A 24,855-nucleotide genomic window follows, 5' to 3' on the forward strand; every position below is an offset into this window, starting at 1 on the left:
GAAATTCATCATGATCAATCAAACCATCAAAAATGCCATAAAAGAAAACAGCAACGAAATGATTCAAATACGGCGCAAGCTTCACAGCGAACCTGAACTGTCGTGGGAAGAGTACCAAACTTCCCAATTTGTCTTTGACTATCTAACGGAGCTCGGGATTGAAGCGCGAAAAACTGAGCCAACCGGTGTTGTTGGGGAGCTGAAAGGCGGAAAAGCAGGCAAAACTGTTGCCCTGCGTGCCGATATGGACGCTTTGTCTGTGGAAGAATTGAATGCGGATTTGTCTTATAAATCAAAAGAACTCGGGAAGATGCATGCATGTGGCCATGATGCCCATACTTCGATGCTGCTGGCTGCTGCAAAAGCATTGGCCAGCGTGAAAGATGACATTCCAGGGAATGTGCGGTTTATTTTCCAACCGGCAGAAGAAGTGGCGACCGGTGCAAAAGCAATGGTTGAGCAAGGTGCAGTAGCGGGTGTCGATGATGTGTTCGGCATTCATATTTGGTCCCAAAGCCCAACAAAGACTGTCGCTTGCAATCCTGGAGCCTCATTTGCATCGGCTGATATTTTCAAAGTTCATTTGAAAGGGCAAGGAGGACACGGAGCAATCCCGGAAGCCTGTATTGATGCGGCTGTCATCGCTTCTTCTTTTGTCATGAATTTGCAGTCCATAGTATCGAGGACCATTGATCCTCAACAGGCAGCAGTCGTAACTGTCGGGAAGATGGTTGTTGGAACGCGTTTCAACATCATTGCTGAAAATGCAGAAATCGAAGGAACAGTGAGGTGCTTCGATCCTGCGACACGGGACCACATCGAACAACAGCTTCAAGTCTACGCTGAAAACACAGCGGCTATCTACGGAGGAACTGCTGAAGTCGAGTATATCAGAGGAACACAAGCCGTCATCAATGGCAAAGAAAGTGCCGATTTGGTCCAGCAAGTGGCACGGGAAGCATTCGGTGAAGAGTCCATCTATGATGAAAAACCGACGATGGGCGGAGAAGATTTTTCATTCTATTTAGATGAAGTACCAGGCAGCTTCGCATTAGTAGGAAGCGGTAATCCAGAAAAAGATACCGAATGGGCTCACCATCACGGCAAGTTCAATATCGATGAAGAGGCAATGGCAACAGGCGCTGAGCTCTATGCACAATATGCCTGGGCGTTCTTAACTAAATGATCCAACGGATTTCACCAATCAAAAACAAGGAGGAAGTTATGGCAGCAAATAATGACAATCCTTTATATGAAGATCTGCTGAAAGACTACGATGATCGCCTTGACCATTCAGGCATCCGTGGCGAACGGATTGCGAGGCGGTTGTTTGAATTATCTCAGATTGGATTTGTGCAAGTGGGTGGCGTAAAGCGGCCCGGTTACTCGAATGAAGAAAAAGAAGCAAAAGAACTCGTCAAAAAGTGGCTGTCTGAAGCAGGACTAGCGATTCGAGAAGACGGTGCCGGCAATCTCATGGCACGGCTGGAAGGAAAAACGGAAGGGGCGGCAATTGCTTCAGGTTCCCATCTGGACAGCGTACCTAGCGGCGGGAATTTTGATGGGCCACTTGGCGTCCTGTCTGCATTGGAAGTGGCGGAGTCCTGGAAAGAAAGTGGCTATGTCCCCGATAAGCCATATGAAGTGATTATTTTTTCCGATGAAGAAGGATCCCGTTTCAACAGCGGATTAACAGGAAGCCGGGCAATGACGGGAGCCATCTCAAGACAGGAAATGGAACAGCTTCGGGATTACAATGGAGAAACTCTTGAACAAGTGCTGAAACAGTATGGCAGTACACTTGATGCTTATGAAGAAGCTAAAAGAGATCTATCAGACTTGGAATTGTTTGTAGAAGTGCATATAGAGCAAGGCAAGAAGCTTGAAAAAGCCGCACAGCCGGTAGGTATCGTCAATGGCATAGCTGGTCCTGCCTGGCTCGAAATGGAGTTTATCGGAGAAGCGGGCCATGCTGGAAACACTCCGATGATTGGCAGGAGAGATTCTCTCGTAACGGCGGCTGAATTTCTGCAGTCCATTCCGGATTTTCCGAAAACAGTTAGTGATACAGCAGTGGCCACAGTCGGAAAATTAGAGGTCTTTCCAAATGGGGCGAATGTTATCCCGGAAAAAGTGAAGTTGCTTGTCGACATTCGGGATATCATCGAAGAAACTAGAGACCGACTGATTGATTTGCTGATTGAACAGGCAGAAAAGGTTGCTGCAAAGAACGATATTCTGCTGAATATTAAGCTGAATACAAAAATCCAACCGGTACCGATTGCTGAAGACTTGCAGAAACAGCTGGCAGCCTCTTTAGAAAAATACGGAATTACGCCACAGTATATCCCCAGTGGAGCAGGACACGATGCCATGAATCTTGGACGTTACTTGCCGGTGGCAATGTTGTTTGTCAGAAGCAAAGATGGCATCAGCCATAATCCAAAAGAATGGTCATCCTTAAATGACTGCGTAATGGGAATTCATGTATTGAAAGACTTTATTGAAAACAAAATGAAACAATAATAGAGAAAAACCGTTCTAAGGAACGGTTTTTTTTATTTTTATTTATCCACATAATGGAAAATTAAAATTTTTTTTGGAATTATCAGTATTTATTAAAAATGTGTGTATAATTTTAACAAGACAGGGTATAGAAATAATAAGGACATGCCAAGTGGCTGATACTTTTTGGAGGTGGTTAGATGAAAGTAATGGAAAATCAGTATTCCAGTAGAACCAAGCTTTTTTCAGAAGACAAGCTTCTCAATGAATGCCGGTCGTATTTTTCATCAGAAACTGAAAAAACGGCAGAAATTGGAGAGAAATTTATTCACTACTTTCTGAAGAATGCTTCACCTGAAGGAGTTCTCTTTAAAACAATCAAAGACATTACAACAGACATTAATATTTCCCACCAAACATTGACTAAAGTTCTAAAAACACTTGAGTCAAAAGAAATTATATACCGAAGAAACGGCATCATCGGTCTATGGAAAGAATAATGAAAGCATCTCTCTGTTGAAGGAGAGGTGCTTTTTTTTTTTGCTGAATTCGGTTAGCTATAGTGGAACCGTTTTAACAGGGAAAAATAAAGTGAAGACAGGCTCCAACTTCACAGCTTTTTTTACCTTGATTGATAATAAGCATATGAAAAACCGGTGGTGGTTAATTATACCTAATATATAGGAATTAAATTTAAAATAAAATATTATGAAAGACTAAATACTTATATTATCCTTGAGAATTTAAAAAAATATCCTTATAGGTATAGATTGAGTCAATAAAATATGATATAAATGAACTATAATAATCTGAATTTTTAGAAATAAATTCAAATTAATTGTCTTCTTATATCAAAGAAAGGGGACTGCAAGGAGTTGTTTTAAGAGGTTGATTCATTTTATGGAGAAATTGAAAAATCATACTCAGATCCTATCCATTTTTGTCGCTCTCTTTCTGTTGCCGGTTTGGCTCTTTCTATCTTTTATTATGGATCCGAAGTACCAAGCATCAAGTCAATTGCTTATAGAAGAAAAAGGGAGAGCTTTACAAGAGGTGGCATCACATAGTAATCGCCTGGATCCTCAAGCCATCGAAGCATTTGCTGCTTTTGTTAAAAGCCCGGAAGTGTTGGAGGAACTAAGAGCGGATCTGAAATTGGAAATATCCCTTTCTGACCTTCAAAAGCAGATTACAGTAAATCATTCGAGTGATTCTCCGGTCCTTACAATCACTGCCTTTTCTGATAGCGGTCAGCAATCTGTAGAAATTGCAAATAGCTTATCTTCTATATTCCAAGATAACGTGAGCAAAAATTTGGACACCGCTGCTATTCGGATTATTTTACAGGCTGTGGAAGCCCGAAAAGCAAATATCGTAACCGAGAATTGGGTTCTGGGCTTAGTAGCAGCGACAATACTGGGTTTTATCTTTAAGTTGCTTGCCGGATACATAAGCATATCAGCGAAAGCATGGGCTGAAATAAGAAAAGATGCAAGAAAAAAAGAGAATCAATTGCAGACAGTGTTCAAGTGATTTTCTAGGTGAAGCAGGGGTGGAATTTATGTTTGAGCTAATATCGATACAACAGCACAGTCGCTGGCAAAAGATTCTCGACAGTCTGCAAATAACGGATATTTATTATACCAGCCAATATTTTTTTAGTGCATTGAAATTGGATCCAGGAGAAGCTTTGCTTTTTTATTATAAAGATGAAGAAGGAGAAGTAGCTTACCCTTACATTAAAAGGCATATAACCAATAGTCGCGGCAATACGTATTTTGACATCACAACCCCTTTTGGATATGGAGGGCCAGTGGTTAAAGCCGAAAATGACTATGCAAAGTTGATTGCGAATTTCAGGGGAACTTTTACGGAGTACTGCCATAAGGAAAAGATCGTTGCCGAGTACATCCGTTTTCATCCTTTGAAAGGAAATGCTCTTTTTTTCAAAGAACACTTGAAGTTATCTGCGCTGTACGAAACCTTTACAATCAGGCTGAGAGATTACTTCGCTTCTGGAGCAGCTACTCAGCTTTCCGACGGCAGTTTTGGGAAGAATTCTGACTTGGTAATCAAAAAGTTGGGAACTGTACGCCATATGTTCGAGTTTTTGGTATTGTATTATTCGGCTGCCAGAAGAAGAGAAGAGTCAGACAACTATTATTTTTTCACCAATGATTACTTTGAAACGCTTATCAGTTCTATGGGGCCGAACCTTCATTTATTCGGTGCCTATCACGACAATAAACTGGTTTCTGCCTGTTATGTCCTATCTATGGGGGATACAATCTACTTCCACTTGGAAGGCAGTTTGTCGAATGCAGATAACGAAATAACGATGCAGCAGCTGCTGCTGAAAGTTGCTGAATGGGGAGAAGAGAATTATTACGCTTATTTCCATTTGGGCGGAGACTTCCAAGGGGACGTATACAGTGGAAAGCCGATGAAAAAAGAAATGGCAAATTGCGAACCAGAGGTTTTCTACATTGGCCAGAAAGTATATGACCAGGAAGTTTATAACCAATTGGTGGCATTGGAAGATCATGATATCGTTCGCCGATACAGAAACGTCTAAACGACAGACGGAATAAAACGCATAAAGATCAACATTATACCGGGGAGGCATAATAATGAGATACATGCAATATAAGGGCGTCGTAGAAAGAGAATATAAGAAGTCGTTAAGAAAGATTATGTATGAAATATGTGTGGTGGAGGGGTTAAATGCTTCTCTTGGCGCAAAAAAATTAGGTGTTGCAAAGGAGATTTTTATCTTTTGGAGACATTTTTATCGTCTGGATAAGAATCAGCAAGTGTTTGATCAGGCAGTCAGTGACTTGGACCAGATGAAATTCCTGTATCTGAATGAAGCGAAAGAAATAGATGCGTCACGGCCACTGCAGCATGAGGCGGAAGAGTCGCTTCAGGGGCTTGAAGAATTGATTGATCGGATGGTAGAGTATTATAAATGTCTACATGCTGAGAGCGGGGGGCTGGCGACGGAAACAGGAAAACTTCCGTTGTACGAGTTTGCTAAGGAACTTCTGACAGATTATCGAAATGGAGATTTGCTGAAGGAAGTAAAGGCTCAATCAGACAAGGCATCTTCATAAAACAAACTGGAATGGATGGACGAAATGCATACTTTCACAGAAAAAGCTGTAGCTGTCATCAAAGAGATTCCTCCGGGAAAAATCATGACCTATGGACAAGTTGCTGCTGTTGCTGGAAGCCCGCGTGCTGCTCGGCAAGTAACGCGTATTCTCCATAGCATGAGTGCCAAGCATAACTTGCCTTGGCATAGAATTGTTAATGCACAGGGACGAATCATGTTGCGCGATGAAGAGTCGCGGTTTTTTCAACGGAAATCGCTGCAGGAAGAAGGGGTAGAAGTGGACCAGGATGATTGCATCGATTTAAGCCGTTACCGCTTTACTCCTTTCGCGGATGATAAAGAGTAGTGTCTGATCAGGCCCTGAAAAGGGTTTTTTTATTGAGCTGGATTAGGGTTTATACAAAGTATGCATAAGACAAAATATCCTTGGGTATAAAATAGCGAGTTCTTGCTAGAAAGCTAAATGTTTATCATTTTAATGAATAAGGGTATATAAAATAATGGACAATTTGAATAAGTGGAAAAGAGGAAGTTAAATGTCAAATGAAAACAAACCGGTTATCGGGATAACAGCACGAGTTGAAGAAGATCAAACCTACTCATTGGATCCAGTCTATGGAAGAGCGATTTTGCAGGCTGGGGGTTTGCCGCTGATAGTACCTATTGTGGATAAAGAAGACATCCCTTTGTTATGCGAGCGCTTGGACGGCTTGATTGTCACTGGAGGTGGGGATATCAATCCTACTTTGTACGGGGAAGAACCACATTTACGCTTGGGCGCCGTATACCCTGGCAGTGATGAGTATGAAAAAGAACTGATTTTGAAGTTTCTTGAACTCGATAAACCGTTTATCGGAATGTGCCGTGGGTTGCAGATGTTAAATATTTCATTAGGCGGCACAAATTATCAGGATTTAGAGGCTCAATTTGAAGGCAATTTGCATCAGCACAAACAAATGGCTATGCGGACACATCGTACCCATTCGGTAACTTTGGAAGACGAAAGCCTACTGTATGAGATTATGAAAGAGAAAAAATTCAATGTGAACTCTTTCCACCATCAAGGCGTCAAAGACGTTTCGGATCAATTGACGGTAGCCGCTTATGCTGCTGATGGTCTGGTGGAAGCATTGGAAAGCAAGCACCATCAATTCGCTATGGGCATCCAATGGCATCCAGAAGAATTCGCTCTTCAAGGCGATGATGCTTCCATGAACATATTTAAGCGTTTTGTTGACGAATGCCTGGTAGACAAAAAGCAAAATCAATAAATACAGAAAAAAGATTCAGGGATCTCTTATCCCTGAATCTTTTTTATTGCCTTCAGGAGTAAATAGAGCGGTTGCTTTTCCGTTGTCCTGAAATAGTGTGTCTGCCGGCGAGGTTAATGCGATATAAGCCTGTATATAATCTCCGGCAGAACCTGCAAAGTTTACGATCATTAAAATATAAACACTTAGAAACAAGGGGTTCGGAACGAGGGCCAATAGGGAAATCAATGCTGCTCCCCATATCGTTACAGGTGCCAAAGCGATGATGATAAAACTTCTTCGATTAAAATAAGCTTCACTGCCAACTGAAAGGAACGGAAACCGAATTCGATAGGCAGGGCGGCTGCGGGAAAAGATCTTTATGAAGACTGCGTGCATGGTTTCATGAAGAGCCATATAAACTAAAACCAAAACAACGGTAATAAAAAAAGACAAGAAAGGATTCAAAGTGCTAGATAAAGGCAAGCCTGTCCATAAAGCTAAGCCAATCAAAATGCCAGTGATCAAGACAAAGCAGGACTGGATCAAAACATTAAGATGCTTATCCTGAGCTAAATCGATTGTGCGCTCTATATTATAATGAGGTGGCAAACTAAGAGTATTTTCATTCATCTTCTTCCCCATGCATATTCCTCCTTGTAGATAGAAGTAGGAACGAACTTTAAAAGTAAAAAGACTGTCGCCAAGTGAATAAGCGACAGTCTGGGTAGGAGTAGAAAGAATACTAAGCCTGTTGATTTTTAACGGACCAGGGTTCAGGAACACGGGCTTGAGCAGCAACTTCTTTGCCGACGGACCAAGGTTCAGGAACGCGGGCTTGAGCAGCAACTTCTTTGCCGATAGACCAAGGTTCAGGGACGCGGGCCTGAGCAGCAACTTCTTTGCCGATAGACCAAGGTTCAGGGACGCGGGCCTGAGCAGCAACCTCTTTGCCGACAGACCAAGGTTCAGGGACGCGGGCTTGAGCAGCAACCTCTTTGCCGACGGACCAAGGTTCAGGGACGCGGGCTTGAGCAGCAACTTCAGTGCCGACGGACCAAGGTTCAGGCACACGAGCCTGAGCAGCAAAGTCAGTACTTGAGGCATTATCTAAAGAGAAAATATTTAACGCGAGAATTGAGAAAAATAATATTGTAACTCCTTTTTTCATTATGTCCACTCCCTAAAATAAGATAGTTGTACTTTTGTATGCTTTTCTTGCTTTATTCATAATTTCAGCTGCTTCTTTATATCTTTTTTGTTCATAAAAAACTTCACCCAAATGTCCGTAAAAGTATCCTATTTCAAAGAAATTCTCATTGCTTTCTAAACTTGGAACAAGTTGATTCAAAACATAGTTTTCAAAGCCTTCATGATTTCTATTCACTAAGTGATCGAGGCAAAGAAATTCAATGTAAGCTTCTTTAAAGGCTCGGTTTGTAGGGGAGTGGATACTTATTTTTTTGTTTTCTACTATATCAAAGCCTTTTTTTAACCAACTCTTAGCAATTTCATGATTACCAAGCTCATAATTACATTTAATTAAAACACAATAACTAATTAAAATATCGGCGGGGTATTCAGGATGAATATAGTCTAGAGAGCGTTCAGTATGTTTGATGGCTGGTTCATAATTTTGAAATAGAAAGTAAGCATATCCTATATTGTACTCAGTGGTAAAACGCAGAATATCAATTTCTAGCTTATTGCCAATAGTTAGTGCGTTCTTATAATGTTCCATTGACATTCTGAAGTTGCCAAAGTGCTGATGAGAGATGGCTATATTCAAATGGCATTCAACGATGCGTTTTGGAATGAATTCCTGTTGGTAAATCTTCAAGGCCATCTCCGTGTACTTATAAGCCATTTCGGTTTCTCTGCATTTGGTACTGGAAATCCCGATTGAATAATACAAATCACCGATCTCAGAAGCAGAAATCGTGTTGGGAGCAATTTTTTCAGCGACGAGATAAGTCTTCAAGGCTTTTTCAAAATCATTCAAGATGTAATTATAGTTTCCGTTGTACTTATGGAATAAATAAAACTGTTCTTGATTCATAAATTCCCTGAATCGATCGATTTCCTTGATTTTTTCTTCGGCGCTATCCAAATCCCCTGTAATGATGAAGTATCTAATTTGTTGAATGCTGTATTCCAGTTCCACATCTTCATCAGCATGCAATAAAGGATGATCTTGAATATCAGCATACTGTTCCATGATCTTTGCCTTGTTCTGCGGATGCAATAATGAGTTTTTAAAATTTTTTACAAGTACTTTTCCAATGGGATTGTCTTTAGGTGCCAAAGGGATGGCTAATTTTTTGCATAAAGCTTCAAGTTCCTTCAATGCTGGATCTTTGAGGCCGGTTTCAATTTTTTTCAGTTCTCTGGGAGTCAGTATGCCAGAGGCTAATTCTTCTAAACTAATTTTCTTTTTTAAACGATGGTATTTCAAACGCATTCCCGTGTCCATTACTGCTCTCCTTTCCTTTTGCAAGGGCAGTACTTCTGTCATCCATGTAGGAGAGTTGTTTTCCGCCTTTTTCGGATCGTCCGAGAAGTAAGAAGAAAATAGATCGCCAAGTACGATAATTGCCGCCTCCACATCCCATAGTTGCTTTGTTTTTACATCTTTTATACATGATATCATCAATTTTCGAAATAAACTGCTTTTTTATTTTAGATTTCGATAAAAAGAGAAAAAAGGGAATAAAAGCCTACTCCGGTAATTGTTGAGTAACTGAATGCTCATAAAAGTTATTTTTATGGGTATATTTATCCAATATTTATTAAAGCGCTAATAAATCTTATTTGAACTTTTCATTTTTGAAAAAACAGTTACATACGCAAAGTACGCTGATTTCCTGTGTTTTATACCCGATAATAGTATATTCATGAGGGATTTTTTTATTCTGCCACTAAAGAATGTTATGGATGTTTCCATCGAGGGTAAAGAAAGAATAGGAAATTTTATAATGTTATGGAGGTTTTTATATGGATACGGATAAAAAAGTATTGGCAGTGGTATTTTCGGAAAGTGATCTGCAAAGAAAAGTGGAAGATTTAAAGAATGCGGGGTATGAGGAACGCGATCTTCATATCATCGCCAAAGACGTAAAGCATTTTGATAACTACGCTTTCGATAAAAAAGAAGTTGATTCATTTGCTGATAAGTTTAAAGGATTTATTTCAGGTGAGAGTGGTGTCCGTGAAGGAGTGAAATCATTGGGCCTTTCGGATTCGGAAACAGAACGCTATACGGCTGATCTCGCAAAAGGTGGAATCTTAATATACAAAGATGAAGAAAATAAAACCATTATAGACGTGATTTCAAATAAAAATGTAGCTGCGGGACAGGAAAATCCGAATGATCTGCAAAGACAGCAGTATATCAAGTCGGTTGACAATAACTTTGATGAACAGGAAGATCGTTTTGCCCGTGGAGAAACATTCATGCAGGATCCGATCTTAGTGAAAGATGAAAAACATAATTCATTCACTACCCAAGAAAATCCGGACGTCGAGAAAGCTAGAGGCGGCTCCAGTGAAGCTGAAAAGCATAGCCAAAGCGATCGGAAGTACAAATAAGGGGACTGTCCCATAAAATAAAACAGCCGGAGAGAAAGAAAGCCTTTTTCTCCCGCTGTTTTTTGATAGGGGAATACGTTTTCTGAGAACAGCTGGCTGATGGGAATGGAGGCGGCGACTCCAGCGGCAGATGCCGTGCCCACGGAACGCGTCCACCGCAATGGACATCTGCCGGGTCTTTCGGGAACAACAAAAGGGCTGTCACCAAAAGTCATTTTTCATGACCTTTTGGGACGCCCCCTTTTTACAGGCATCAATATTGCCTGAACTCCCGGTTCCAGGTTTTAGGTATCCATCTGAATGGGTAAACAAAAGTAACACAGTACACAGGAGGTTTTATAATGAGATCGGGAAATCGTGAGTTTGAAATCGTCTACAGCAAAGCAGAAATGGAAACAGCCATACAGGCATTAAAAGCGAAAGGCTATCATGAAGGAGATATTCATTTGTTGGCGAATGATAGAGGAGTTGTTGAATCGGCCGAAAAAGAAGGCGTTCAGGCAGACCAAGCGAACTCCATCTCTAATCGCTTTAAATCTTTTCTTAGTGGAAAAGATATCGTCAGAAAAGAGCTTGACCGGTTTAACTTGAACAAGGACCGGGCAGACGACTACGAACGTGAAATCGAAAAAGGCGCCGTCCTTCTTTATACAGATGGGCAAGCGATATCCGGTGAAGATGAACATTTCTCATCATTAGATGATTCCAACGATCCGATGGATATGGAAGGCAGCAGCGGACAAAGATCTGGCGACAAAGTTATTCCTCGCTACGATGACAAACCCCATAACCCTGATGAAATCTATGCGCGCGAAGTTTCCAGAGAAGACCAGCATGCCCGCGCAGGGAAGAGTGATCGATTGCAGGACTCTCGCCTAAAAGGGGATGAAATCCATCCAACTGCTGGATTGAACAAAGATGAAGGTTCTGCTCGTGAGAAGGAATTGGACCATGAGCCCGGTTTACAGACTAAAGAAGGAGAAGACAATCTATTGCGTGAAGACGGTGTCAACCGCCGTCAAGATGAACCTTCTCCTGGAGTGGATCCGAATTTAGGACCTGCACCTTTTGGGCGTGATTCGGAAGAAGAGCATCTGCTGAATGACGAGCGCAGAGATGATTTGGATAAATCAAGAAACAAGCGCGAACACTACAATGAACACGAAGAAAAAAGCAAAAACAATGATACTCCGCCATCGCCAAGATTATTTTAAAGAAAAAAGGAGCCTCCCGATGCATCGGGAAGGCTCCTTTAATTCGTACGATGGGATAAGCGCGCAATGATGACACCGATCAAAACCCCGACAATAGCTGGGATTATCCAGCCGATGCCTTGCTCAAAAAACAACAGGTGGCTTAACAAAGCATCTATTGGTTCAAACATAATTCCAGTGGAACGAAGGGCATCGAAAATACTGACAATTGCGGTCGCTCCAAGTGCCAATATATACACATAAGGCTTCCGATAGAACATGCGATCAAAGAACGACAAAATGACTAAGACAATAGCTATCGGATAAATCGCTAATAACACCGGAAGCGAGATAGCGATTAATTGCGTTAAGCCCACATTGGCGATAATGGCGGAGAACCCTGCAAAAAATAATACATAAACGATATAAGAAATCTTCGGAAATATCTTATAAAAAAATTGTGCTGTTGCAGAAACCAGGCCGATTGAAGTCGTCAAACAGGCGAAGGTGATCGCGGCAGACAAAATGATTCCACCGATATCTCCGTACAAAACACGTGAAGCCATGGCGATAACGATGCCGCCATTGTCCTGTAGGCCAATGGAATCAACACTCGTCGCGCCAATATAACTTAACGATATGTAAACGGCAGACATGCCGATGGCTGCTATAAAACCGGCATACGCAGTCGATTTCAATATTGTTCGGGTATCCGTAACCCCTTTATGTTGTATAGATTGAATGATGACAATTCCAAAAACAAGCGCAGCAATGGCATCCATTGTCAGATAGCCTTGCAGAAAGCTTTCGAAAAACGCTTCCGTATCATAATTTCCAATCGGAGAATTGATGGAGCCCATTGGAGTCAAAAAGCTTTTTACAGCCAACAGTCCAATGACCAAGATCAGCAAAGGAGTTAAAATTTTGCCGATTCTGTCCACCAACTTTGTTGGATTCATTGCAAACAGCACCGTAATGATAAAGAAGACAAGAGTGAAGATAAATAAAGACCAGAATGATTCTGCAAAATCAGTTGGAAGAAAAGGGGCGGTCCCGATTTCAAAAGCTACTGTAGCTGTACGAGGGATTCCAAAGAAAGGCCCGATTGCCAGGTAAACAATCAAGGTGAAGACGATACCGAAAACTGGATTGACACGTCCCGCTATAGATTGAAGGTCTCCTCCGGCTTTGGCAATCGCTAAAATTCCAAGTAGAGGCAGACCTACCCCTGTCAACAAGAAACCAGTTACAGCGATCGCCAACTCATCCCCGGCAAGCTGTCCTAGATAAGGAGGGAATATAATATTTCCTGCTCCGAGGAACAAGGCGAAAAGCATAAGTCCCAATGTAAAAATCTCTGTATTTGTAAGCGCCTTCTTTTCCATAAAAAACTCCTTAATAAATAACATGGATGCACGAATTTTCATTATAACCGAATTCTTGCACTTTTGAAAACATTAATCTTGCCATAAGAAAAACCCGGTTAGAAAACCGGGTTTCGGATTACTTATTATCTTTTTTGAAATCGCCGATCTTATCTTGGACGTTTCCTTTGGCTTTATCGATTTTACCTTCAGCCTGTTTGTTGGGATCGTTTGTAGCATTTCCGATTTGATCCTTCACTTCGCCTTTGCCTTTGTTTACTGCACCTTTTAATTTATCAGAGAATCCGTTGTTGTCGCTCATCAATAACTCCTCCTTCAAATTTATAACTACTTATATAATATCCTTCTGAAGAAGAATCTAAACATTATCGGGTAGATTCGGATTTGGCAGAAAGATTCCATAAAGTTTTTGAGGCGGTTTCTTTAACCGTAATGCATAAATCTTCCTCGCTAAGCCTCGTTAATGTTTGAAGAGGCGTATGGTCGTTTTGTGCGACGCCGAACCTTACTTCAGCATGCTGGTCCATCGATAGGTCTACAAGCAATCCTTCACAATTAATGATGCTAGCCAGCTCTGCGCGGGACTGGTAGTCCATTTTCAAAACAGCGGCTTCATCCCAAGGCGTCCACACTGTCTTCAGTGAATAAAATTGTATTGCATCATCCATCTAGTTTGCACCCCTAAAAAATATTTGAAAATTCATGCTATTTTATTCAATATATCATATTATGATTGATATAGTAAGCAAAATTACTTATAAAGGAGCATTCATATGAAAATATTAGTTATTGGAGGCACATCTTTTGTAGGGCGTCATATAGTAGAGGCACTGTTGGAAAAAGAACATGAGGTAGTTTTGTTCAATCGGGGCAAAAGCAATCCGCACCTTTTTCCGCAACTGCAGAAAATACTGGGGGACCGAAGGAAAGATGCAGAAAAACTGGCAATAGAAAAATGGGATGCCGTTATTGATTCGTCAGCTTACACGCCAGCTGATTTAAAACCAGTTCTTAAGAATCTTAAAACAAACCATTATATCTTTATCTCGACCATTTCCGTATACGATGATTTTAAAAATGGCCCTGTCCGAGAAAGTGGATCCCTCTTTAAAACGGAGGTGACAGAAGATGAGGTTACTGGAAGTACATATGGGCCGTTAAAAGTGATGTGTGAAAATTATATAGAAAAGAATTTATCGGACAAGGCGTTGATTCTTCGACCGGGCATTGTGGTAGGTCCGTATGACCCAACAGACCGTTTTACATATTGGGTGATGAAATTAAACGGCAAAGGCCCTGTCCTCGTTCCCGGCAGTAAAGAAAGAAAAATTCAGTGGGTTGACGCGAGAGACTTAGCTGAGTTCACAGTACTTCAAATGGAAAATAAAACGACGGGTGTCTATAATGTGGCGGCTGATGCTGTGTCTATGGAAGAACTTGTCCAAACTTTAAATGGTGGCGAAGCGGATTGTGTTTGGGCGGATGATCATTTTTTGTTGGAACAAGGGTTGAAAGCATTCGAATTGCCGTTTTGGATTCCATTTTCTACAGAATTTCCGGAAGGTTTCCTGCTGGTGGACAATGAAAAAGCGAAAAGTGCAGGGCTGGGCATGCGTTCTGTGAAGCAGTCTGCCCAAGATACTTTGGAGTGGGCTCAGAAAGAGGGCTTGTCACGATTAAAAACAGGGATTAGTGAAAATAGGGAACGTGAATTATTGAATAAAATAATGAAGTGATTTGAAAAAGAATCCCTTCTTCCAAAACGGTTGTACACATCGTTTAACCAAATTATGTACAGCTGAAACTTTGTGAAAGAGGGAGCGTCCTATACTATGCAGTGGGAATGAAGAGACAGGTTTTTCTTTATTTCTGTTCCAGTCATGCTATAATGACAATGGATATGTATGTATAGAAGATGTTTTAAGGAGGAAAGATATGCTATACCTTACCATGGTCTTGGCATTTATCGCTTCGATTTTGCTGACTCCGATTGTTAAACGCATTGCTTTTCGCGTAGGAGCAGTTGACCGACCAAATTACCGAAAAGTTCATGCGAGAATTATGCCGCGTTTAGGCGGGTTGGCCATTTTTGGTTCATTTTTGATAGCATATTTTATATTAAAACCTCAAGATCCGATTTCCAATGCAATTGAAGCATCGTTTATTCCGATTGAAACAGCTATAATCATAGGCGCTTTATTGATTATCATCACCGGTGTACTGGATGATATGTATGAAATCAGCGCAAAAGCGAAACTACTGGGTCAATTGGTAGCTGCAGGAATTGTCGTAGTCGGCGGGGGACTTGAAATTTCTTTCATCAACCTGCCATTCGGTGGTGTTTTGGATTTTGGTTATTTGAGTATTCCATTGACGATTCTGTGGATAGTCGGAATCACCAACGCCATCAATTTAATTGATGGACTTGATGGATTGGCAGCTGGCGTTTCGACAGTCGCTCTATTGACACTGGCAGCAATGGCTTTCATTATGGGCGATGTTTATGTTATGTCGATGGCTGCACTTTTGGCAGCGAGCACATCAGGATTTCTGGTCTATAATTTCCACCCTGCAAAAATTTTCATGGGTGATACCGGAGCATTGTTCCTAGGTTTCATGATTTCAGTCTTGGCCTTGATGGGATTCAAGAATGTCACAGTTGTGGCATTGATCATTCCGATCATCATGCTCGGCGTACCGATTTCAGATACGTTTTTTGCCATCGTTCGGAGAGTGCGTGAAAAGAAATCGATCTCAGAAGCAGACAAGTCCCATTTGCATCATTGTTTACTGAACATCGGCTTTTCACATAGCCAAACCGTGCTGATCATTTATGGAATTGCTGCTTTGTTTGGGCTTGCAGCGCTATTGTTTTCTCAGGCGACGTTATGGGGAGGAATCCTGTTGATCAGCGTCATGCTGGTGGCAATTGAATTGTTCGTTGAGGTTGTTGGGTTGGCAGGGAAGAATTACCGGCCATTATTGAATCTTGTTAAATTTATAGGCAAATAAAAAAAGATTGAACTTGAAGCGCATTGCTTTGATTTCAATCTTTTTTTCTTTTGGGTAAAAGATACGGGGAATGCTTTAGAAAGCTCTAGAGACGATTGAACGAAAAAAAACACCACAGTTTTCACTGTGATGTGTCGTCTTCTGCTAGGTCTCTTGCTACGTTTTGTTCTATCTCATTGGTGGTTAAGTTGGACGTATCCGGTTTTAAACCGAGGTGGCTTTGCAGAACATCTTGTATTTCCATCAGGGATTCTTCTTTCAATTTCCAATAGTAAATCCCGGTGGACATATCATCATAACCGTCAAGCGTAATGGTTTCCACGTCTGGTTTACCGTTTTTAGCGTATTCAAACAATGCACGCATATCCTCGAATCTCATGTTCGTTTTCATGTTGTCTCCAACTGCTTCGAAAACATCACCGTATTTGGTGATTGAACCGACTGATAAGGCGCGGTTCATAATGGATTCAAGAATCTTTTGCTGGCGTTTGCCCCGTTCAATGTCATTATCGTAATGGCGTGTTCTCGCAAGTGCCAGCGCTTCGCTGCCGTTCAGGAACTGGATGCCTTCTTTTAGTTCAATGGCATCCTGCGAATCATTTTCATCTTGTTCCGTGATGTCATAAGGCACTTCTACTTTAATGCCGCCGAGGGCATCGATCACATCGATGAAGGCGTCAAAGTTCATCCGCAGGTAATAATTTACCGGTACTTCCAAAAGTCCTTCTACACTTTCGATGGTTGAACTCGGCCCATTCAAAGCATAAGCATGAGTGATTTTATCTTCTTTTCCGCTATCCGGAATATAGGTATACGTATCACGAGGGATACTGACCAGTTTAATGGACTTGTCTTGGTTGTTCAATGTTGCCAGGACGAGTGCATCTGAACGGATATTGTCGTCACTTTGACTGCGTTCTTGGCTGTCATCCACGCCAATGAACAGGATGGAGATGTTGTCCGTAAGCGGTTCAACCGGTTCATCTACGTTTCCTGTAGACTCATAAGCGCTGTTGACGGCCAATTCCGCTTGTTTGACCAGGTAAATCCCGTAAGCTGAAACGCAGATCAACAATGAAACAACTAAAGTGAGAATCACTTTTATAATTGTTCGTTTCCTGTCCGACTTGGTTTTCCGATAATGTTTTCGGTTCATATTTATTTGCTCCTCTATAGGTAATGGGCCAACCGAGTTATCTGTTCGGATAAATCCATTTTCTTAATTAGCGACAGGCTTTTTGCTCTTGAAAAAAATATTTGTATGTGCCGACAATCTGTTTTTTCTGTGCTGTTGACATTATACAGTGATTTTTAACAGCCGTAAATGAAAAGAATCATGACTTTGAAAATTCGAGGAATTCACTGCTCGTGATGCTGACGTCTGCTTGTCCATTCGTCATTTCATTTATCCAATCGATGAATTCCTGCTCTTTTTCAACAGGAACGTAAATATAGATGTCTACACCTTCCATATATTCTAAGCGGTCAAGCGGATACGGGGACTGACGAATTTCATTTTCAAGTTTACCGAGCCATGTATAGTCTATAGAAGCTTTCATCAAATGATGAAGTTTTCTTTCTACAACGCCTGCAGCAGCAATAGCTGCGGAAGCCGATTTGCCATATGCCCGAATTAAACCGCCACTGCCCAGTTTTATGCCGCCATAATATCGGGTGACCACCAGTACAGTATCTTTCAAGCCTTGTTTTTTTAAGACTTCAAGCATGGGGAACCCGGCAGTGCCACTTGGTTCTCCATCGTCATTTGCTTTTTGGATAGAATCGTGTTCTCCGATAAGGTAAGCTGAGCAATTGTGGGTGGCTGTCCGGTGCAAGAGTTTGATCGAATCAATGAAGTCAAGCGCCTGCTGTTCTGTTTCAGCGCGTGCTGCATGTCCAATGAACCTGGATTTTTGGATAAGTATTTCTGCATTGGCAGAATCGCCTACAGTTGTGTAATTTTCTCGCAATTTAGCGCCTCCTGTTGTAAAATGAAATCAGATAATTTGTAACGTATATTTAATATGGTCTTGCTTATAAAGTGATATACTTAATACAGCCGACAAGGTATAAAGAATTAAGTTTTTTACCTGATACAGTCAGTATAGCTAAGGCGGTTTTAGAATGGCAAAGAAAATCGGTGCAAAAACACCTGATTCTATTTTTAATGAAATGCTTGCTGGAATAGAACAGGCCAAACAAGATATTTTCGTCATTAGTGAAGAAAGTCGCCAAAGTTATGAAAAGATGAAAGACGAATTGGAAGATGTCCGCATCAATATTGCTCGAGTGATTGAAGATGGAGATCTTTTGGAAGAAAAGACACGTGCAGCTCGACGGCGGTTGGCTGAGGTTTCGCAATTTTTCAACTCTTTTACAGAGAGTCAGGTTCGCCAAGTATACGAGCAGGCAAACAATCTTCAAGTACAATTATCACTCAACCGGAACGAAGAAAAAAAGTATCGGCAAAAGCGTGATAAATTGCAGCGCAGACTTCAAGTTTTACTGCAGACAATAGAGCGGGCGGAAAGCTTGGTCAATCAAATCAATGTCGCCGGCAGCTATTTGACTTCAGATTTCGAGAATGCTGATGAAGCCGTCGGCAAGAATAAGTCAAGTCAAGATTATAGCCTCCGCATCATTGAAGCGCAAGAGGAAGAAAGAAAACGTCTCTCAAGGGAAATCCATGATGGACCTGCCCAAATGATGGCTAACGTGTTGCTTCGTTCCGATTTAATCGAGAAGACATATCGTGAAAAAGGCCCTGAACCCGCTTTTCAAGAGATTACGTCATTAAAGGATATGGTCAGGCAGGCGCTTACGGAGGTCAGGAGAATCATATACGATTTACGGCCTATGGCATTGGATGATTTAGGACTTGTGCCCACGCTGAAGAAATACATGGATACCATCGAAGAGTACAACAAAGGCATCAGGATGGATTTCCAATCGATTGGAAAAGAAGTGCGGTTGCCGAACAAATACGAAACCGCTATTTTCCGTCTGGTGCAAGAAGGTATTTCAAATGCGATACGCCATGGGAAATCTTCTGAAATTACAGTTGAAATGGACTGGTTGAAAGACCAGGTGAAAATTACAGTAACAGATAACGGAACTGGTTTTGACCAAGGAATTGTCAAACACCAATCATTCGGATTAGCAGGTATGAGAGAAAGAATTGAATTGGTCGAAGGAGAGTTTTTCATTAATTCTTCGCCAGGGAACGGTACAGTCTTAATGTTTCATATACCTTTTGAAAAGGGTATATAAGATAGGGTATTCGAGGAGGACGACATAATGACAAAAATAATTATTATTGACGATCACCAACTTTTCCGTGAAGGTGTAAAGAGAATTTTAGATTTTGAAAGTTCATTTGAAGTCGTTGCTGAAGGCGGAGACGGCAACGAAGTCATCAAATTATATGAAGAAAATCAACCAGATGTGGTATTGATGGATATCAATATGCCACAAAAAAATGGTGTAGAAGCTACTGGGGAATTGATTGAAAAGTTCCCGGATGCAAAAGTCATTATGCTGTCCATTCACGATGATGAATCTTATGTGACCCATGCTTTGAAAACTGGTGCTTTAGGTTATATGCTTAAAGAAATGGATGCAGATGCGATTATTCAAGCAATTAAAGTTGTAGCGAAAGGCGGTTCTTATTTACATCCAAAAGTTACACGCAACTTAGTGATGGAATTCCGCCGTCTAAGCGAACGTGAAAATAAAGGTTCTTTCCATCAAACGGAAATCCGTCGTCCTTATCATTTATTGACGAAACGCGAAAGTGAAGTTCTTCAATTATTGACGGATGGCCAAAGCAATCGCGTCATCGGGGAAACTCTGTTCATCTCTGAGAAAACAGTCAAAAACCACGTGTCGAGCATTTTACAGAAAATGCAGGTCAATGATCGGACGCAAGCAGTTGTAACGGCTATTAAAAACGGTTGGGTGGAAGTAAGATAACTGCCAAATAGTGAAGACGGTGTACCTGCCTTTTGGCAGGTACACCGTCTTTTTTATTAGCAAACTTAACTGTGCATTGAACATCATTATTTGCAGATGCCAGCTTCTTTCTTTAAAGCCGGTCGTAGCAATATTGGTAGATGGCCGCTGTTGCCAGGCAGTCGCCTAATGCATCGTGGGCGTCATGCTCGAGCTTTAGAAAAGCGGTCAAGGTGGTTAGTTTGTGGTTGGGTGTCTGAGTGATCGCTTTTCTCGCCAATTTGACTGTATCAATAACCGTGTATTCAGGAATGGGCGTGATTTCTTCCAAAGCGTAAAGGAAGCCCATATCAAAAGGTGCATTATGTGCAATAAGTGGCAAACCGCCGATAAAAGCGATCAGTTCATGTGCAATTTCTTCGATGGTGGGGGCATTTTCTACATCTTTATTGGTGATGCCGGTAATTCGGGTGATGGTGCTCGAAATGAAGCATTCAGGATTGACCATAAGATACATTGTTTCCTTGCGTTCATGGTTAATGTATTTGACAGCACCGATTTGGATGATTTTATCACTTCCTGCACGTAAGCCGGTGGTTTCGAAATCGAGGACGACATAGTCTTCGACTTTTTGCATGCTCGACTTGTACTTCTTAGGACGGACAGGCTGTTTGCGGCTCCACTGAGGCCGTGTTTCCTTCATTTTCTGTTCAAGTATCTGCCGTGCATCTCTTTTTTCCATACGATGCCTCCTTTTTTACTTTCTAGTGTACCGCAAAACTGAAAAAAATTCCGTTTTGGCAGATGACACAGTTTCTTCATTGTATTCGCCATCTGCCTATGGCAAAATGAAGCGCAGGAGGAATGCATGATGAAAAAAATGATTATTGCGGTTGGGCTGATTTTGACGCTAGCTGCCTGTTCGAATTCAGAAGAACCTTCAGTCAATGGAAATACGGTCGAAGACGGCAATGCCTCTAATGAAAATAATGCTGTTGACCATGGCATTAAAGAAAATAAGGATGAAAAAGTCGGCTTTACAGTAGATGATGAAGGAAATGTCATTGAAGCAGATGTGCCTGAAGAAAAGGCAAGTGAACTTCTTGCTGCCTATGATGAATATATTGCTGCTTTCAATTCTGAAGATATTGATCGGTATATGGAAACCATTGCACAAGAACCGGACGGTTTCGATCGCGAAGAAGACAAAGCAGCATTGGCTCAGGCTTTTGAAGCTTTTGACAGCAAATATGAAACCAATGACGAAACAATTGTCAAATATGAAGAAAGCCGTGCGGAAGTTTTTGCAACCCTGAATGTTAAGATGAAAGATGCAAAGTCATCTGACGCCATCGAGCAGTCAGGACGCCAAGTGGTCGTATTCAAAAAAGAGAATGATGAATGGAAAGTAACTAGCGTTCACTTTATCGGTAATCAATAAAAGATATCCCGCTATGTGCGGGATTTTTTTTATTGTGACTTTTCACTTTATGTCTTTTCTATGTCTTTTTTTGGTAAACTAGCAAGGGGGGCTTGATCGAGTAATGAAAACAGCAATTGTAACAGATAGCACATCTTATTTGCCTATAAAAACACGTGAAGCATTAAAGATCCATACAGTTTCACTGGAAGTGACGTTTGGGAACCAGTCATTTAAAGAAATAGATTTAACAGAAGAAGTATTTTATCAGAAAGCTAAAGAAGAATTCCCGAAAACTTCACAGCCGCCTCTGGGAGAATTCGTTGCGCTGTATGAAGATCTTTCAGCCGACCACGCTGAAGTTGTATCCATCCATTTGTCGAGCGGCATCAGTGGCACCTACGCAGGTTCCAAACAGGCTGCTGAAATGGTTGATGGCGTCAAAGTTTATTCTTTTGATACAGAACTTACTTGTGGCCTACAGGGGTTTTATGCAATTAAGGCCGCAAAAATGGCTGAAGATGGAGCAGATGCCCAAACGATTTTAACCGAATTAAACGAAATGAAAAAAACCTTGCGTGCTTACTTCATGGTGGAAGACCTGAAACACCTGCAGCGTGGCGGACGATTGTCGACTGCACAGGCGCTGGTTGGCGGTATGCTGCAAATCAAACCGATTTTGCATTTCCAGGAAAAAGTTATTGTCCCGTTTGAAAAAATACGAACACGCAAAAAAGCGATGAACCGGATTGTTGATTTATTGAAAGCAGACGTCAACGAAGGTTTGGAATTCCAGGCAACGATTATCCATGCGAACCGGCCGGAAGAAGCTGAACAATGGAAAGAAGAATTGGAGATTGCCTGTCCTGAAGTGGATTTTGAAATTTCCTATTTTGGGCCAGTCATCGGAACACATTTAGGAGAAGGAGCAATGGGTCTTGGTTGGGTGAAGAAATAAACCTGCTGAGGCTTTTTCTCTATCGAAAGGTGGTAGTCCATGAAAAATATAGAAGAGTTTCTGACTGGACGGGTGTGGCTTAGAAATTTCACGCCCTTTCCAAAAGAGCAGATTGATCAGGCTATTTTAAACGGGAAAATCAGCATCAGCCGAGGCATTACGGATGAGCTTCAGTGTGCCCGTTGCCTCGAAAAGTCACCACAAAAAATTATTTCTTTTTTCTGCAGTGCATGTGTCGGCATCTGTTATTATTGCAGACATTGCATTAGAATGGGACGCGTCAGTTCCTGTACAGAATTGATCACCTGGTCATCTCCTTCAACGATTACTCCTCAGAGCCATTCTTTTCACTGGAATGGCAGCCTCACACCTTTGCAGGAAAGAGCTTCCCAAGAAGTTCAAAAAAGCCTCTTTCAACAAAATGACCATCTTGTATACGCCGTCTGTGGAGCAGGAAAAACGGAGTTGCTGTTTCCGCCGATTTTCGCTGCGTTGCAAAAAGGGCAACGAGTTTGTGTCGCTGCACCCAGAACGGATGTCGTTTTGGAACTTTCACCGCGCTTGCGTGCCGTCTTTCCGGATACAATCATCCACAGCTTGTACGGGAATTCTCCGGAAGAATCGGGTTTTGCGTCGCTGGTCATTGCAACGACCCATCAATTATACCGATTTCAAAATGCCTTCGATGTCATGATCGTCGATGAAGCGGATGCATTTCCCTATTCTTATGACCTTGCTTTAAAAAATGCAGTCATAAAAGCGCGGAAGAAAGACGCACCTATTGTTTATGTATCTGCTACTCCTTCGGATCAATTGCAGAAGCAAGTGCCGGAGATATCTCAAATTTTTCAGCGCTTTCATGGGCATCCTTTGCCGGTTCCTGAATTTCGGTCATTATGGGGATACGACAAAGCTTTTGCAAAAGGGAAGATTCCCAAAAAGCTGATTGCCTGGGTAGATGAAAAAATAGAAAAAGAAGAGCCGTTTCTTGTGTTTTTTCCGACAATCGAAATGATTGAGCAGGCCATCCCTTTATTGCAAGAGCGCCATCCGGAAATTGCGGCGGTGCATTCAAAAGATCCGGATAGAAAAGAAAAAGTGATGAAGTTGCGCCAAAGGCAAATCCCAGGAGTTCTGACATCGACCATCCTTGAGCGCGGAATCACGATTCCTAATGTGCAAGTGGCAGTAGTGGGCGCTGATCAGCCTGTTTTCAATGCGGCTGCTTTGATTCAGATTGCCGGACGGGCTGGAAGATCAGCGGATTATCCCGATGGAGAAGTTGTGTTTTTCCATAATGGCATCGTTCGCCAAATGGATAAAGCCAAGCAGTTAATCATTTCCTATAATGGAGGGAGCCGCCGATGAACTGTTATTTATGCGAGCGGGATATGCCTCTCCAAGCAAATTGGCGAAGCCTTTTTTTAAACGATCTGGAAGAAGTAATCTGCAGCCGGTGCCGCAGCAGTTTCGAACGGCTGGAAAAAGGCTGCCGTATTTGCGGGGGGTTAGGAACAGACATCTGCTCCGACTGCAGCAAATGGGAAACGACAGCCTACGCCGGAGTGATTGACTCCGGCAAAAGTTTATTCCGCTACAACCTTGCAATGAAAGAATACTTGCATCAATATAAGTTTTTAAAAGATATCGTGTTGGCAGAAGTGTTCGCACCAGTCCTGCGGGAAGAGCTGCGCAGCCAAAAAGCAGTGATCGTTCCAATTCCAATGAATGAAAACAGATTGAAAGAGCGTACGTTTCCACAAGTCGATCGGCTGTTGGATGCGGCCTCTCTGCCTTATGTCCACTATCTCGAGAAAAACGAAGTAAGACTGGCAGGGAAATCAAAAGCTGATCGAATTGCTTCGGAAGATGTCTTTTGGTGGAATGGAAAACCGGTCCCTGAAAAAGTGCTACTGTTCGATGATCTGTACACCACAGGAAGCACAATGAGAATGGCTGCGAAAGCCTTAAAAGCGGAAGGCGTCAAAGAAATTACCATTCTGGCGCTCATCCGTGCCTAAGAGGTAAAGTTTTAATACAGGATAACGAGGAGGAACATGGATGTTTTATAAAAGGTCAGAAAGTTTTCGTTACACCTTCGGCACACCGCCGGAAATCCATATGCACGTATTGGGGGCAGCAGAAAGTCCACCCAAGACAACTAAAATATATGGCCTAATGCTTGATGTTTCCCCAAAAGGAGCCAAATTGTTTTCCGAAAGGGAATTGCAGCCGGGAGAAGAAAATGTCAGACTGGAATTTGTCTTAAACCACGAAACTATCCGGTCAGGCGCAACGATTGTCTGGAAACAGCAATACGAGGAAGGCTGGATCTACGGTGCAGATTTCGAACGCAATTCAATCAAGGAAATGCTTATTTTAAATGAAATCAGAGAACTGAAAGAAATAGAAATGAAATAAAACCGGCCTTGGCCGGTTCAGACTGTAGACAAAGTCTTTACAAAATGAATAGCGGTG

At 41.8% G+C, this 24,855-nt stretch carries 29 protein-coding genes; 20 read left to right on the forward strand and 9 right to left on the reverse strand.

Translation table 11 applies throughout. The features are described 5' to 3' along the window. The first annotated feature begins 10 nt into the window (after nucleotides 1–10). From QMA04_RS05145 to QMA04_RS05180, 8 genes are all read left to right on the forward strand, one after another. Complete coding sequence (locus tag QMA04_RS05145; protein WP_290184345.1) at nucleotides 11–1,186, forward strand: amidohydrolase; 1,176 nt, start codon at nucleotides 11–13, stop codon at nucleotides 1,184–1,186. A gap of 38 nt (nucleotides 1,187–1,224) precedes the next feature. Further along, complete coding sequence (locus QMA04_RS05150) at nucleotides 1,225–2,526, forward strand: M20 family metallo-hydrolase (protein WP_290184346.1); 1,302 nt, start codon at nucleotides 1,225–1,227, stop codon at nucleotides 2,524–2,526. A gap of 179 nt (nucleotides 2,527–2,705) precedes the next feature. Continuing rightward, complete coding sequence (locus QMA04_RS05155) at nucleotides 2,706–3,005, forward strand: replication/maintenance protein RepL (protein ID WP_191713812.1); 300 nt, start codon at nucleotides 2,706–2,708, stop codon at nucleotides 3,003–3,005. A 400-nt stretch (nucleotides 3,006–3,405) separates the two neighbouring features. Beyond that, nucleotides 3,406–4,038, forward strand: coding sequence for a YveK family protein (locus QMA04_RS05160; RefSeq protein WP_290184347.1), 633 nt, complete (start codon nucleotides 3,406–3,408; stop codon nucleotides 4,036–4,038). Between the two features lie 28 nt (nucleotides 4,039–4,066). Then, a complete protein-coding gene (locus tag QMA04_RS05165; RefSeq protein WP_290184348.1) occupies nucleotides 4,067–5,080 on the forward strand; it encodes a GNAT family N-acetyltransferase in 1,014 nt (337 codons plus the stop codon). Between the two features lie 55 nt (nucleotides 5,081–5,135). After that, nucleotides 5,136–5,618, forward strand: a complete 483-nt coding sequence (locus QMA04_RS05170; RefSeq protein WP_290184349.1) for a hypothetical protein — start codon at nucleotides 5,136–5,138, stop codon at nucleotides 5,616–5,618. 24 nt (nucleotides 5,619–5,642) lie between these two features. Next, nucleotides 5,643–5,966: an MGMT family protein gene (locus QMA04_RS05175; protein ID WP_191713816.1), complete on the forward strand. Its 324-nt coding sequence runs from the start codon at nucleotides 5,643–5,645 to the stop codon at nucleotides 5,964–5,966. Nucleotides 5,967–6,156: 190 nt separating this feature from the next. Next, a complete protein-coding gene (locus QMA04_RS05180; RefSeq protein WP_191713817.1) occupies nucleotides 6,157–6,891 on the forward strand; it encodes a gamma-glutamyl-gamma-aminobutyrate hydrolase family protein in 735 nt (244 codons plus the stop codon). Nucleotides 6,892–6,906: 15 nt separating this feature from the next. On the opposite strand, the gene QMA04_RS05185 is transcribed toward QMA04_RS05180, so the two are convergent. From QMA04_RS05185 to QMA04_RS05195, 3 genes are all read right to left on the reverse strand, one after another. Continuing rightward, the gene (locus QMA04_RS05185) at nucleotides 6,907–7,515 is read right to left on the reverse strand and encodes a DUF3267 domain-containing protein (RefSeq protein ID WP_290184350.1); all 609 of its coding nucleotides are present in this window, start codon (nucleotides 7,513–7,515) and stop codon (nucleotides 6,907–6,909) included. A gap of 100 nt (nucleotides 7,516–7,615) precedes the next feature. After that, nucleotides 7,616–8,041: a hypothetical protein gene (locus QMA04_RS05190; protein WP_191713819.1), complete on the reverse strand. Its 426-nt coding sequence runs from the start codon at nucleotides 8,039–8,041 to the stop codon at nucleotides 7,616–7,618. Between the two features lie 12 nt (nucleotides 8,042–8,053). Next, the gene (locus QMA04_RS05195) at nucleotides 8,054–9,475 is read right to left on the reverse strand and encodes a helix-turn-helix domain-containing protein (protein ID WP_290184352.1); all 1,422 of its coding nucleotides are present in this window, start codon (nucleotides 9,473–9,475) and stop codon (nucleotides 8,054–8,056) included. A gap of 389 nt (nucleotides 9,476–9,864) precedes the next feature. On the opposite strand from QMA04_RS05195, the gene QMA04_RS05200 reads away from it, so the two are divergent. The 3 genes from QMA04_RS05200 to QMA04_RS05210 all read left to right on the forward strand — a co-directional run bounded on the left by QMA04_RS05200 (nucleotide 9,865) and on the right by QMA04_RS05210 (nucleotide 11,672). Further along, nucleotides 9,865–10,458 (forward strand): YflT domain-containing protein, encoded by a 594-nt coding sequence (locus tag QMA04_RS05200; RefSeq protein ID WP_290184354.1) that lies wholly within the window; start codon nucleotides 9,865–9,867, stop codon nucleotides 10,456–10,458. A gap of 105 nt (nucleotides 10,459–10,563) precedes the next feature. Continuing rightward, nucleotides 10,564–10,725, forward strand: a complete 162-nt coding sequence (locus tag QMA04_RS05205) for a hypothetical protein (RefSeq protein ID WP_290184356.1) — start codon at nucleotides 10,564–10,566, stop codon at nucleotides 10,723–10,725. 74 nt (nucleotides 10,726–10,799) lie between these two features. Next, a complete protein-coding gene (locus QMA04_RS05210) occupies nucleotides 10,800–11,672 on the forward strand; it encodes a general stress protein (RefSeq protein WP_290184358.1) in 873 nt (290 codons plus the stop codon). A gap of 38 nt (nucleotides 11,673–11,710) precedes the next feature. Here QMA04_RS05210 and brnQ read toward each other — a convergent pair whose 3' ends face one another. The 3 genes from brnQ to QMA04_RS05225 form a co-directional block, all read right to left on the reverse strand. Beyond that, a complete protein-coding gene (gene brnQ, locus QMA04_RS05215; protein WP_290184359.1) occupies nucleotides 11,711–13,036 on the reverse strand; it encodes a branched-chain amino acid transport system II carrier protein in 1,326 nt (441 codons plus the stop codon). Between the two features lie 118 nt (nucleotides 13,037–13,154). Then, on the reverse strand, nucleotides 13,155–13,337 hold the full coding sequence (locus tag QMA04_RS05220; protein ID WP_191713824.1) for a CsbD family protein: 183 nt from the start codon (nucleotides 13,335–13,337) through the stop codon (nucleotides 13,155–13,157). 64 nt (nucleotides 13,338–13,401) lie between these two features. After that, nucleotides 13,402–13,704 carry a hypothetical protein gene (locus QMA04_RS05225; RefSeq protein WP_290184362.1) on the reverse strand — a complete coding sequence of 101 codons (303 nt, stop codon included), beginning with the start codon at nucleotides 13,702–13,704 and terminating at the stop codon, nucleotides 13,402–13,404. Nucleotides 13,705–13,809: 105 nt separating this feature from the next. Here QMA04_RS05225 and QMA04_RS05230 point away from each other — a divergent pair, with 105 nt between their 5' ends. Next, nucleotides 13,810–14,772, forward strand: a complete 963-nt coding sequence (locus tag QMA04_RS05230; protein ID WP_290184364.1) for an NAD-dependent epimerase/dehydratase family protein — start codon at nucleotides 13,810–13,812, stop codon at nucleotides 14,770–14,772. A gap of 199 nt (nucleotides 14,773–14,971) precedes the next feature. Further along, a complete protein-coding gene (locus tag QMA04_RS05235; RefSeq protein ID WP_191713827.1) occupies nucleotides 14,972–16,048 on the forward strand; it encodes a glycosyltransferase family 4 protein in 1,077 nt (358 codons plus the stop codon). Nucleotides 16,049–16,169: 121 nt separating this feature from the next. Here QMA04_RS05235 and QMA04_RS05240 read toward each other — a convergent pair whose 3' ends face one another. Together QMA04_RS05240 and QMA04_RS05245 are read right to left on the reverse strand one after the other, a co-directional pair. Next, nucleotides 16,170–17,204: an LCP family protein gene (locus QMA04_RS05240; RefSeq protein ID WP_290184366.1), complete on the reverse strand. Its 1,035-nt coding sequence runs from the start codon at nucleotides 17,202–17,204 to the stop codon at nucleotides 16,170–16,172. Between the two features lie 178 nt (nucleotides 17,205–17,382). Further along, complete coding sequence (locus QMA04_RS05245) at nucleotides 17,383–18,018, reverse strand: YigZ family protein (RefSeq protein WP_290184368.1); 636 nt, start codon at nucleotides 18,016–18,018, stop codon at nucleotides 17,383–17,385. 154 nt (nucleotides 18,019–18,172) lie between these two features. On the opposite strand from QMA04_RS05245, the gene QMA04_RS05250 reads away from it, so the two are divergent. Both QMA04_RS05250 and QMA04_RS05255 read left to right on the forward strand, forming a co-directional pair. Beyond that, on the forward strand, nucleotides 18,173–19,318 hold the full coding sequence (locus tag QMA04_RS05250; RefSeq protein WP_203339286.1) for a sensor histidine kinase: 1,146 nt from the start codon (nucleotides 18,173–18,175) through the stop codon (nucleotides 19,316–19,318). Nucleotides 19,319–19,345: 27 nt separating this feature from the next. Beyond that, nucleotides 19,346–20,020 (forward strand): response regulator, encoded by a 675-nt coding sequence (locus QMA04_RS05255; protein WP_191713831.1) that lies wholly within the window; start codon nucleotides 19,346–19,348, stop codon nucleotides 20,018–20,020. A 112-nt stretch (nucleotides 20,021–20,132) separates the two neighbouring features. On the opposite strand, the gene QMA04_RS05260 is transcribed toward QMA04_RS05255, so the two are convergent. Beyond that, on the reverse strand, nucleotides 20,133–20,741 hold the full coding sequence (locus tag QMA04_RS05260) for a 3'-5' exonuclease (RefSeq protein ID WP_290184379.1): 609 nt from the start codon (nucleotides 20,739–20,741) through the stop codon (nucleotides 20,133–20,135). 129 nt (nucleotides 20,742–20,870) lie between these two features. On the opposite strand from QMA04_RS05260, the gene QMA04_RS05265 reads away from it, so the two are divergent. The 5 genes from QMA04_RS05265 (at nucleotide 20,871) to QMA04_RS05285 (ending at nucleotide 24,798) form a co-directional block, all read left to right on the forward strand. Beyond that, nucleotides 20,871–21,440 carry a DUF4440 domain-containing protein gene (locus QMA04_RS05265; protein ID WP_191714481.1) on the forward strand — a complete coding sequence of 190 codons (570 nt, stop codon included), beginning with the start codon at nucleotides 20,871–20,873 and terminating at the stop codon, nucleotides 21,438–21,440. Nucleotides 21,441–21,543: 103 nt separating this feature from the next. Further along, nucleotides 21,544–22,377 (forward strand): DegV family protein, encoded by an 834-nt coding sequence (locus QMA04_RS05270; protein ID WP_203339288.1) that lies wholly within the window; start codon nucleotides 21,544–21,546, stop codon nucleotides 22,375–22,377. Nucleotides 22,378–22,416: 39 nt separating this feature from the next. Next, a complete protein-coding gene (locus tag QMA04_RS05275; protein ID WP_290184383.1) occupies nucleotides 22,417–23,745 on the forward strand; it encodes an ATP-dependent helicase ComFA in 1,329 nt (442 codons plus the stop codon). Continuing rightward, nucleotides 23,742–24,398 (forward strand): ComF family protein, encoded by a 657-nt coding sequence (locus tag QMA04_RS05280; RefSeq protein WP_290184384.1) that lies wholly within the window; start codon nucleotides 23,742–23,744, stop codon nucleotides 24,396–24,398. The genes QMA04_RS05275 and QMA04_RS05280 overlap by 4 nt, the downstream gene beginning before the upstream one ends. A gap of 40 nt (nucleotides 24,399–24,438) precedes the next feature. Beyond that, nucleotides 24,439–24,798 (forward strand): PilZ domain-containing protein, encoded by a 360-nt coding sequence (locus tag QMA04_RS05285; protein WP_203339290.1) that lies wholly within the window; start codon nucleotides 24,439–24,441, stop codon nucleotides 24,796–24,798. Nucleotides 24,799–24,855: the final 57 nt, after the last annotated feature.

It is taken from the genome of Planococcus sp. APC 3900 (assembly GCF_030407735.1).
In the GTDB taxonomy this organism is placed as follows: Bacteria; Bacillota; Bacilli; order Bacillales_A; family Planococcaceae; genus Planococcus; species Planococcus notacanthi.

Coding starts and splice junctions, on each gene's coding strand:
- QMA04_RS05145 (WP_290184345.1), top strand. CDS start 11: ATGATCAATCAAACCATCAAAAATGCCATAAAAGAAAACAGCAACGAA.
- QMA04_RS05150 (WP_290184346.1), top strand. CDS start 1,225: ATGGCAGCAAATAATGACAATCCTTTATATGAAGATCTGCTGAAAGAC.
- QMA04_RS05155 (WP_191713812.1), top strand. CDS start 2,706: ATGAAAGTAATGGAAAATCAGTATTCCAGTAGAACCAAGCTTTTTTCA.
- QMA04_RS05160 (WP_290184347.1), top strand. CDS start 3,406: ATGGAGAAATTGAAAAATCATACTCAGATCCTATCCATTTTTGTCGCT.
- QMA04_RS05165 (WP_290184348.1), top strand. CDS start 4,067: ATGTTTGAGCTAATATCGATACAACAGCACAGTCGCTGGCAAAAGATT.
- QMA04_RS05170 (WP_290184349.1), top strand. CDS start 5,136: ATGAGATACATGCAATATAAGGGCGTCGTAGAAAGAGAATATAAGAAG.
- QMA04_RS05175 (WP_191713816.1), top strand. CDS start 5,643: ATGCATACTTTCACAGAAAAAGCTGTAGCTGTCATCAAAGAGATTCCT.
- QMA04_RS05180 (WP_191713817.1), top strand. CDS start 6,157: ATGTCAAATGAAAACAAACCGGTTATCGGGATAACAGCACGAGTTGAA.
- QMA04_RS05185 (WP_290184350.1), bottom strand. CDS start 7,515: ATGGGGAAGAAGATGAATGAAAATACTCTTAGTTTGCCACCTCATTAT.
- QMA04_RS05190 (WP_191713819.1), bottom strand. CDS start 8,041: ATGAAAAAAGGAGTTACAATATTATTTTTCTCAATTCTCGCGTTAAAT.
- QMA04_RS05200 (WP_290184354.1), top strand. CDS start 9,865: ATGGATACGGATAAAAAAGTATTGGCAGTGGTATTTTCGGAAAGTGAT.
- QMA04_RS05205 (WP_290184356.1), top strand. CDS start 10,564: ATGGAGGCGGCGACTCCAGCGGCAGATGCCGTGCCCACGGAACGCGTC.
- QMA04_RS05210 (WP_290184358.1), top strand. CDS start 10,800: ATGAGATCGGGAAATCGTGAGTTTGAAATCGTCTACAGCAAAGCAGAA.
- brnQ (WP_290184359.1), bottom strand. CDS start 13,036: ATGGAAAAGAAGGCGCTTACAAATACAGAGATTTTTACATTGGGACTT.
- QMA04_RS05220 (WP_191713824.1), bottom strand. CDS start 13,337: ATGAGCGACAACAACGGATTCTCTGATAAATTAAAAGGTGCAGTAAAC.
- QMA04_RS05225 (WP_290184362.1), bottom strand. CDS start 13,704: ATGGATGATGCAATACAATTTTATTCACTGAAGACAGTGTGGACGCCT.
- QMA04_RS05230 (WP_290184364.1), top strand. CDS start 13,810: ATGAAAATATTAGTTATTGGAGGCACATCTTTTGTAGGGCGTCATATA.
- QMA04_RS05235 (WP_191713827.1), top strand. CDS start 14,972: ATGCTATACCTTACCATGGTCTTGGCATTTATCGCTTCGATTTTGCTG.
- QMA04_RS05240 (WP_290184366.1), bottom strand. CDS start 17,204: ATGAACCGAAAACATTATCGGAAAACCAAGTCGGACAGGAAACGAACA.
- QMA04_RS05250 (WP_203339286.1), top strand. CDS start 18,173: ATGGCAAAGAAAATCGGTGCAAAAACACCTGATTCTATTTTTAATGAA.
- QMA04_RS05255 (WP_191713831.1), top strand. CDS start 19,346: ATGACAAAAATAATTATTATTGACGATCACCAACTTTTCCGTGAAGGT.
- QMA04_RS05260 (WP_290184379.1), bottom strand. CDS start 20,741: ATGGAAAAAAGAGATGCACGGCAGATACTTGAACAGAAAATGAAGGAA.
- QMA04_RS05265 (WP_191714481.1), top strand. CDS start 20,871: ATGAAAAAAATGATTATTGCGGTTGGGCTGATTTTGACGCTAGCTGCC.
- QMA04_RS05270 (WP_203339288.1), top strand. CDS start 21,544: ATGAAAACAGCAATTGTAACAGATAGCACATCTTATTTGCCTATAAAA.
- QMA04_RS05275 (WP_290184383.1), top strand. CDS start 22,417: ATGAAAAATATAGAAGAGTTTCTGACTGGACGGGTGTGGCTTAGAAAT.
- QMA04_RS05280 (WP_290184384.1), top strand. CDS start 23,742: ATGAACTGTTATTTATGCGAGCGGGATATGCCTCTCCAAGCAAATTGG.
- QMA04_RS05285 (WP_203339290.1), top strand. CDS start 24,439: ATGTTTTATAAAAGGTCAGAAAGTTTTCGTTACACCTTCGGCACACCG.